Genomic DNA, 7,030 nt, shown 5'->3' on the forward strand with positions numbered 1-7,030 from the left:
GGCTACACTAAAGATGTGATGGATCAATCACATTTAAGAGGCGATCGCCATGAATGAAGGACTTCTCGCTGTTGAGATTATTGGGATTTTTACGGTTGCGTTTATAATTTTGACCCCAATTCTTTATTGGGTTTTACCGCACCATTTTTCTCTTTCCTGAAAGCAGTTTTGGTCAAGTTTTCTCGGGCTGTACCTGGCCCACCACAAGGATATTGATGGAATCAAGTTAACCAAGGGCGGCCCTGTCGCTCTTTTTTTGTGGTCGGTATGATTTTTAAACGGGTGATGACGCAACGAACCATAAAACCCGTAAGCTATGGACAAGTACACCCAATCGATTAAATGTGAACGATGGCGCGTAAAAAAGTTGTCTATCAAGAATTTGGTAACACTGTCCCAGACGAGACCCCGGAAATCGTTGATCTGCCGCCCCAACAGCAAAGTCTCCGCATCCAAGCGAGCCGTTCTGGTCGTAAAGGCAAGACGGTAACTGTAATTACGGGACTACAACATTCCCCAGAGACGTTACAAAAACTTCTAAAGCAATTGAAAAATAAATGTGGCTCCGGGGGCACCCTCAAGGACAATACCCTAGAAATCCAGGGAGATCAGCGCCAGCCGATTCTCGCATTCCTCCTTGACCAAGGTTACAAGGCGAAAATTAGCGGTGGCTAGGGAATGGTCGGCGCTTCCGTCCACCAAAAGAGATCGGCAACCTCTGGCGTCGGGGTGAGATCAGGATTGGGATTGAGCAATACGATCTGCTGTTTTAGATTTTCGCCGAGGCGACGTTGCACCCGATCAGGAATGCCGTAGCCATAAATGACATGGCCTTGACCCGCGAGGGTGATGATTTGGGTATTGGGATTGCGTTGAGCAAAATTGGCGATCGCCTCGGCCATGGTCTCATCCCAGACCACCTGGGCGGCAAAAAAATTGTCAAAGTCAAAGTTGCCATGCTGACCGTGGCCCGTAAAGGCATCCTGGAGAAGCGCCTGATAACTTTCATTGCTCAAGTCTAAATCGCTGCGGGGAGGCAAATATTCAAAATCCGCCGCCTCTAAACTAGCCAAACCTGCTGAGGATACCTGACGTACCACTTCATTGGGGGCATTGAGGGCGATCACTGGAATCTGTTTTTCCTGGGCAAAACGAAGAATAGGCGCATACAATTCCCAGTCAAAACCCCACCGGGTTTCATATTCCGTTTGGGCGACAAGGTCAGCTTCGCTAATTTCCCCGGCAATGTATTGATCTAAAACCCATTGGAAAGGCCGTTGAAACATTTCCATGGCGATCGCCACCTGGGGATGATGGTCGTGGAGGGCTTTGATAATTTCTAACTGGGCGATGTGGTCAGCCTCGCTGGTGTGGTGTTCACCGAGGTAAATGACTTGTGCTGTTTTCAGGGTGGCAAGGGCAGCCCTCGCGTCGGTTGTGGGCGCGGTTTTGACAGTGATTGCGTCTAAGGTATTGCCGAAACTGTCATCGGCATAGGCAAAGGAGCCATAGAAAAAAATGCTTCCCCACAATAGCCAACCCCAAGCACTGCGCCATGCTCCCATAAACTTTTCCCCACAAATCTTTTTTTAGAAAACAAAGAGAACGCAAAAAACTATGGCTATGGTAACGCAGGGGATTTTTGGCGACAGATTTAGCCCTGGGGGAAAATTGATCTGTCCTCTACCGAAACCAGTCAACCATGCACCACGCTTCAATTCGCACCGCCGATATCCACCGGGCGATCGCCTTTTACGGACAGCTCGGTTTTGCCATGGAAACCCAGTTCACCACGGGGTACACTCTCGCCTGTTGGCTTAAAGGCCCCCTTGGACGTTTGGAACTCATCCAAATCCCCCAACCAAAGCCCGCCCCCGATGCCTTTGGTGATGAACATTATGTCGGCTACTATCATTTATCCTTTGACCTGACGGAAATCACGCCAGATTTAGCCACTTGGCTCGCCGATTTGCAACAAAAGGCTCCGGAACCGATCACGGTTCTTCTAAAACCCCAACAGCAGATGATTGGCGATCGCATTTATGAAGTGATGTTCCTCGCCGATGCCGATGGGCTGCCCCTCGAATTTATCCGGTATCAGGGAGCACGAGCTTAAAATTGCCCTTTGCTACACTGGAGAGCCTGTGAATTTTTTCTCGCCCATGACCGACGAACAGCTCAAGCTTTTTTCTGTGGCCGATGCCCCCAATCCTTACCGCGTCGAACGCGCCCCCAGGCTTACCATGGGCCAAGAAAGCCTCCTGCAATGGAAGCAACGACTGCAAAACTTTCAGGACAAGGTTCGTCAAAATCCAGCCGCAAGCCAAACCAGTTTACTTTTTGAGACCCAGTCGAAGCCAGACCACTGGGACGCCGAAAAAATTGACCCCTTTACCCTGCCGCCGAAGCCCTGGGATTTCTATCGAAATCGTTATGATCCCCTCCAGGAAGGTCAAGCAAATATTTACTTTGTCCTCGACCATGCGGTGCCGTTGCTGCTCTATGTGGGGGAAACAAAATTATCGATTAAGCAACGCTGGAAAGGGGTTCACGATTGTAAAGATTACATTGATGCTTACATCAGCTTGCACCGTCAGTACGGCTTGAATGTGGCGGTCAATTTAGCGTTTAATGTGTCAGTCCCCACAGACCGTTCCCAACGGCTCGCCCTAGAACGGGATTTAATCTTGAAGTGGCGATCGCCGTTTAATAAAGAATGTTGGCGCTACTGGGGACAGCCCTTTCAGCGGCGGGGCTAAGATGGGGCTATGCTTCCCGTAAATTTTTCTACCCATTGCCTATAATTGGCGATGTTTCGCTTCCTCTCTTTCCCTTGGCATGGCTATTTCTCCTAGAAAAGTGGCGCGACCGCGATCGCCCCGACAGCAGCAAACAACGTTTTTCCGACGGCGCTGGTTTGTTTTGGGTCTAATTGGCCTAACCTGTGGGGCGATCGCCTACCAACGTATCCAAGGCGCTTTACGTCCAGCCAAAGCCATTTTTGTCCTTGGGGGCCACGAAGAACGGGAGCGGTTTGCGGCTCAGTTTGCCCAGGAACATCCGGAGTTAAAAGTTTGGGTTTCCTCCGGTAGCCCACCGGAATATGCCCGCCAGATTTTTGCGAACTATCAAATCGAAGGCGATCGCCTCCAGCTCGATTACCAGGCCGAAGACACCGTCACCAACTTCACCAGCCTCGTAGACGAATTTAAACAAGAAAATATCGATAGCGTCTACCTCATCACCTCCGAAAACCACATGAACCGCGCCAAGCTCGTGGCCAGCATTGTTTTCGGTACCCGTGACATTGCCATTAAACCAGTGCCTGTCCCGTCAGATAATCCCCCGGAAACGACGATGAAATGTATCCGCGATGGACTCCGCTCAATCCTCTGGGTGGTTACCGGCGAAACGGGCCGCGAGTGGCAAACCCTGACTCAAATTTCTCCCCAGGCGATCGCCCCCAGCGCCAGACGACCAGAGGAGAATTTATAATAGCTGAGGTTTTGCTTGCGTACAGGAGTCATGATGGAGTCAACCGCCGAACCGATTTATTTCTACAAGGCCCATGACCCCTATGGCTGTTTCTCGAATTTTTCCCTGCACCCGATCCACTGCGAAGCCCTAGATTGGCCTACCGTTGAGCATTTTTACCAGGCCCATAAATTTCTCCCTACCCACCAACAAGATCTCATCGACAAAATTCGCGCTGCCCCGACCCCAGAAATTGCCGCCGCCCTAGGCCGCGATCCCCAGCACCCCAAACGCCCCGATTGGGAAGACATTAAACGAACCGTGATGTGGCAAGGGGTTTGGACAAAATTTAAAACCCACCCTGACATTGCCCAAATTTTGCTGGCAACGGGGGACGCAGCAATTATTGAAAATTCCCCGGTGGACTATTACTGGGGCTGTGGTGCCGATGGCAGCGGGCACAATTATCTTGGCAAAGTGTTAATGCAGGTGCGCAGTCAACTACGCCAGGGGTAATCACGCCATAGCCTTCTCTCTCGCGAAAATGTTACCTTTTGTTTAGGACAAGCCACGTCCTACGGTCTTTAGTTTCTCGCGCTCAGTAATGGAAAAATCTCACCTTGGGTTTGATGTGATCATTGTCGGTGGCGGTATTGTCGGGGTCACCCTCGCGGCTTGCCTCAAACGGACAAATTTGCGGATTGCCATCGTGGAAGCACAACCCCTTGATGTGGTGACCCAACGGCAGCGGGCCTATGCGATGTCCCTGCTTTCCCAGCGGCTTTTCCAGGAGTTGGGGGTTTGGGAGGCGATCGCCGCCCGCAGTGGCAAATACCGCAATATTCAACTGTCGGACGAAAATTTTTCTGGTGTCGTTAGATTCTCCCGTCAGGATCTCAAGACCGATTTTCTTGGGTTTTCGGGGCAGCACCAAGTTGTTCTTGAAACTCTCCAGGCTTCTCTGCGGGGCTATGGCAATATCCGCTGGTTCTGTCCAGCCCAAGTCACCGCCATTCACTACGAGTCTGAGCAGGCGATCGTGGAGCTATCCAGCGAAACCCAGGGTCAGATCAAGATTCAAGGGGCCTTGGTAGTTGGAGCCGACGGGCCACGCTCTCTTGTGCGCCAAGGGGCAGGCATTAAAACGAGGGGGTGGAAATATTGGCAATCCTGTGTCACCTGCGTTGTCGAACATGATGCCCCCCGCAATGATGTCGCCTTTGAACGGTTTTGGGGTACGGGGCCGATGGGAGTTCTACCCCTAACCGAAAATCGCTGTCAAATCGTCTGGACAAATCCCCACGCCGAAGCCCAACGCCTAAAGGACTTGCCCCCTGACGTTTTCCTAGAATATTTAGAACAACACACCGGCCCCCAGCTCGGTCACTTAAAATTGCTTGGCGATCGCCAGGTCTTTCCGGTGCAGCTGATGCAAGGCGATCACTATGTGGATCATCGTCTCGCGTTGGTGGGAGATGCGGCCCATTGTTGTCACCCGGTAGGGGGACAGGGTCTCAATTTAGGCATCCGCGATGCGGCGGCCCTCGCCCAAACCTTGATCGAAGCCCAGCAACGGGGCCAGGATCTAGGAAGTTTGGCTGTGTTGAAACGCTATGAACGGTGGCGCAAGCGTGAAAATCTGGTAATTCTTGGCTTTACGGATTTCCTCAACCGCCTTTTTTCCAACCGCATTTGGCCTGTGGTCTGGGTGCGCCGTCTGGGGCTGATTGTGATGGCGAAATTTAATCCCCTGCGCCTGTTTGCGCTCAAACTCATGACCGGACAAAAGGGCCGTCAACCCCGCATTTTGGCGTAACTTTCTTGCTAGATTATTAATTTTTCGGGAGATTCTAGGGATTTGCGTTCAAAATTGAAACCAAGTGAGCGTAAATTTCCCAATCATCCCATGCGTTTTCAATTTATTTATCGGACGATCGCCCCTGTGCTTCTGGCGAGTCTATTGTTCCTGACGGCCTGTGGTGGCAATGCCCCGGTTCCCCCCCCTGACCCGAACCCTGGGACTAATACTGAAGTCACCACCCCGGCAACGGAGACGGCCCAAACACCCCAAAAGGGCAGTGCTTTTAATCAATTTTTCCCAGCGGACAAAACCGAGGGCTATGACCGGGTCTTTACCCAAGAAAAAGAGGGTTTCGCGGAAATTAAATTAACCCTCAACGGTACGGAAATGGCAAAAATTTCCATCTCAGATACCGCCACCAATCTCGCTGCCCGCGATAAATTTGCCGATGCCGAAGAAACGTTTGATGGGTTCCCCCTCGTGGCCCAGGGAGCAAATGCCCATGCGGTTTTAGTGGGCGATCGCTATCAAGTGAAAGTGATGTCGCGGGATGCTAGTTTTGGCCCCGATGAGCGCAAGGCTTGGCTTGCCAAGGTGAATCTACAGGGTTTAGCGAGTTTATAAAGTCAATTTTTTGTAAACCACAGCCGTAATTTTCTATTGACTAAATTAGGAGGTTTTTCATGAGTGCTTCGATTGTGGAGTTGATGGATCAGTTACCCGAAAAAAATCTCACGACCATGCTTTTAAATGGTCTGGATTTTGTGGTGCCTGGGGAATGGACGAACATTGTTGGCTTCGACAATATGGTCAAAGCTGTGACGCGGGAAACCGATCCGGCAATTATCCAAGCGGTACGCGATCGCGCCATTGTCCTCTACAGCGACAAATCCCAGGGTTATCAGCGGGCGATGTGGATCTACCAAACCGTTGACCAGGCGGATAAAGCATTGGCGGCGGCGGCCCTGGCGAATAAAGTGGGCGACAAAATTCCCTTGGTAGGTGGCTTGATGCAGAAAGTGACCCCCAATGCTGATAAGGCCCAGGCGATTGATTTGTGTCTAAAGCTGGTCGCCGAAATTACCTGTTTTTGTCAGATTAATGGCATTCCGGGGGATAGTCTGGGGGATTTCATGAAGGCGATCGCCGACTACAGTGGCGAAGAATTGATGCGGATTGCGACCCTGATTTGTGTGGATGGTTTAATTCCCCTGGGGCCAGATTTCCTCCAAAAAATTGACCGCACCTTAAATAATCTTTCGGCGGGAGAACTCAGCAATAATCCGGCCTTTGGTCGTGTCGGAGAATTCTTGCCGGGTGGGAATCCTGCGGGGAAACTGGCTTTTATTAACCGCAGTTTTAGCTCCATGCAGGGCTGGATGAGCGGCTTTGTGAGCGCCCGTGGTTTGACCCCCGAAAAAATCATGGATCATATCCAAGGGTTTGTGGAAGTTTCCGATAACAAGCTCGATTATGTGGCGGCCTTCTTGGATCTCAGTACCAACTATTACGAACACACTGGCACCCAAACCGTTGCCCGGCGGCTCATTGACCGCGCCTATGGAGAAATCTAAAATCAGCCATTACCAGGCAAATTTTGATAATCTGCTAGTTTAAGGGAGGAAAATCACCTCTCTTTTTTGTTGTGTTGTGGGAAAGCCAAAAGCCGTGATGAAGCCGAAAAATTCCTGGTGGCGATCGCCAAAAATTTTATGGATCAAGTTTTGTCTGATTGGCAGCTTACTGATCGGTTGT

The 7,030-nt window shown here is 50.9% G+C and carries 9 protein-coding genes; 8 read left to right on the forward strand and 1 reads right to left on the reverse strand.

The window, feature by feature from the left end; genetic code table 11:
• Positions 1 to 351: 351 nt before the first annotated feature.
• Entirely contained in the window at positions 352 to 675 is a 324-nt protein-coding gene (locus AACT35_RS09945) for a translation initiation factor (RefSeq protein WP_099240832.1), read from the forward strand.
• Here AACT35_RS09945 and AACT35_RS09950 read toward each other — a convergent pair.
• Positions 672 to 1,565, reverse strand: a complete 894-nt coding sequence (locus AACT35_RS09950; RefSeq protein WP_099240834.1) for a ChaN family lipoprotein — start codon at positions 1,563 to 1,565, stop codon at positions 672 to 674. The two genes, AACT35_RS09945 and AACT35_RS09950, sit on opposite strands and share 4 nt — an antisense overlap.
• A gap of 137 nt (positions 1,566 to 1,702) precedes the next feature.
• Here AACT35_RS09950 and AACT35_RS09955 point away from each other — a divergent pair, with 137 nt between their 5' ends.
• The 7 genes from AACT35_RS09955 (at position 1,703) to AACT35_RS09985 (ending at position 6,849) form a co-directional block, all read left to right on the forward strand.
• Positions 1,703 to 2,116 carry a VOC family protein gene (locus tag AACT35_RS09955; RefSeq protein WP_099240836.1) on the forward strand — a complete coding sequence of 138 codons (414 nt, stop codon included), beginning with the start codon at positions 1,703 to 1,705 and terminating at the stop codon, positions 2,114 to 2,116.
• Positions 2,117 to 2,162: 46 nt separating this feature from the next.
• The gene (locus AACT35_RS09960) at positions 2,163 to 2,759 is read left to right on the forward strand and encodes a hypothetical protein (RefSeq protein WP_099240838.1); all 597 of its coding nucleotides are present in this window, start codon (positions 2,163 to 2,165) and stop codon (positions 2,757 to 2,759) included.
• Positions 2,760 to 2,838: 79 nt separating this feature from the next.
• The gene (locus tag AACT35_RS09965) at positions 2,839 to 3,495 is read left to right on the forward strand and encodes a YdcF family protein (protein ID WP_099240840.1); all 657 of its coding nucleotides are present in this window, start codon (positions 2,839 to 2,841) and stop codon (positions 3,493 to 3,495) included.
• Positions 3,496 to 3,525: 30 nt separating this feature from the next.
• The gene (locus tag AACT35_RS09970) at positions 3,526 to 3,990 is read left to right on the forward strand and encodes an NADAR family protein (RefSeq protein WP_065710980.1); all 465 of its coding nucleotides are present in this window, start codon (positions 3,526 to 3,528) and stop codon (positions 3,988 to 3,990) included.
• Positions 3,991 to 4,078: 88 nt separating this feature from the next.
• Positions 4,079 to 5,290 carry an FAD-dependent hydroxylase gene (locus tag AACT35_RS09975; RefSeq protein WP_099240842.1) on the forward strand — a complete coding sequence of 404 codons (1,212 nt, stop codon included), beginning with the start codon at positions 4,079 to 4,081 and terminating at the stop codon, positions 5,288 to 5,290.
• Between the two features lie 90 nt (positions 5,291 to 5,380).
• Positions 5,381 to 5,899 (forward strand): hypothetical protein, encoded by a 519-nt coding sequence (locus AACT35_RS09980; RefSeq protein ID WP_254048078.1) that lies wholly within the window; start codon positions 5,381 to 5,383, stop codon positions 5,897 to 5,899.
• A gap of 59 nt (positions 5,900 to 5,958) precedes the next feature.
• Positions 5,959 to 6,849 (forward strand): hypothetical protein, encoded by an 891-nt coding sequence (locus AACT35_RS09985; protein WP_012307561.1) that lies wholly within the window; start codon positions 5,959 to 5,961, stop codon positions 6,847 to 6,849.
• Positions 6,850 to 7,030: the final 181 nt, after the last annotated feature.

The sequence above is a fragment of the Synechococcus sp. BDU 130192 genome (assembly GCF_963876085.1).
In the GTDB taxonomy this organism is placed as follows: Bacteria; Cyanobacteriota; Cyanobacteriia; order Cyanobacteriales; family MRBY01; genus MRBY01.

Coding starts and splice junctions, on each gene's coding strand:
- AACT35_RS09945 (WP_099240832.1), top strand. CDS start 352: ATGGCGCGTAAAAAAGTTGTCTATCAAGAATTTGGTAACACTGTCCCA.
- AACT35_RS09950 (WP_099240834.1), bottom strand. CDS start 1,565: ATGGGAGCATGGCGCAGTGCTTGGGGTTGGCTATTGTGGGGAAGCATT.
- AACT35_RS09955 (WP_099240836.1), top strand. CDS start 1,703: ATGCACCACGCTTCAATTCGCACCGCCGATATCCACCGGGCGATCGCC.
- AACT35_RS09960 (WP_099240838.1), top strand. CDS start 2,163: ATGACCGACGAACAGCTCAAGCTTTTTTCTGTGGCCGATGCCCCCAAT.
- AACT35_RS09965 (WP_099240840.1), top strand. CDS start 2,839: ATGGCTATTTCTCCTAGAAAAGTGGCGCGACCGCGATCGCCCCGACAG.
- AACT35_RS09970 (WP_065710980.1), top strand. CDS start 3,526: ATGATGGAGTCAACCGCCGAACCGATTTATTTCTACAAGGCCCATGAC.
- AACT35_RS09975 (WP_099240842.1), top strand. CDS start 4,079: ATGGAAAAATCTCACCTTGGGTTTGATGTGATCATTGTCGGTGGCGGT.
- AACT35_RS09980 (WP_254048078.1), top strand. CDS start 5,381: ATGCGTTTTCAATTTATTTATCGGACGATCGCCCCTGTGCTTCTGGCG.
- AACT35_RS09985 (WP_012307561.1), top strand. CDS start 5,959: ATGAGTGCTTCGATTGTGGAGTTGATGGATCAGTTACCCGAAAAAAAT.